Origin of the sequence: Agromyces bauzanensis (assembly GCF_014645655.1) — a bacterium.
GTDB lineage: Bacteria > Actinomycetota > Actinomycetes > Actinomycetales > Microbacteriaceae > Agromyces > Agromyces bauzanensis.
In genome coordinates, this window is the sequence record NZ_BMMD01000090.1 from 1 (window position 1) to 586 (window position 586).

Annotated in this window: 1 protein-coding gene; it reads right to left on the bottom strand. The window is 58.3% G+C overall.

Annotation, left to right across the window (positions count from 1 at the left end; all coding sequences use genetic code 11):
- Positions 1-353 precede the first annotated feature (353 nt).
- A partial coding sequence (locus tag IEX31_RS19190) for a hypothetical protein (protein ID WP_229662505.1) occupies positions 354-586 on the bottom strand: 233 nt, incomplete at its 5' end.

The window sequence follows — 586 nt, forward strand, 5'->3', positions numbered from 1 at the left end:
AGCGTGGCGGCGATACGCCGACACCAACAGCGCGGGCAAGAAGAAGTATGGGTACTCGCAGTTCTGCGCTCTGTTCGCCGACCATGTGCGAACCCACGATCTGGTTGTTAAGACGACGCTTCTGGTAGCACCTGTGTAACGATCCGGTATGTCATGTCTCAGAGCTTCGTTTACAAGCTGTCTCATGTCTTCGTTTACAGCATGTCTCATGAGTTCGTTGACAGGTAGCACCCCACGATCGGGGGATGTCGAAGTCACTTACGCCCGCTGTGCGCCGCCAGATCATCGCCTACGATCCTGCTGATCCGGATGCGCCGTCGGTGTCNTGTCAACGTCGGGCGAAGATTGACCCCTTATCGTCGTTGAGTCTTGACCCCCTCGGGTTGGTTGTTGTTACTGGTCCGCGGGGGTCGCGGGGTTCTTGAGGAGCTCGCGTCGGGCTCTGGGGTGGTGGAGAAGAATCCGAGGAAACGGCCCCGTACTCGTATATCCGGTTCCAGCGGGCGGCGGCGATGGAGATGTGGCAGCTCGACGCGTTCGAGTTCAAACTCTTCGATCATGATGTTGAGGCCGAGCGCACGAAGGT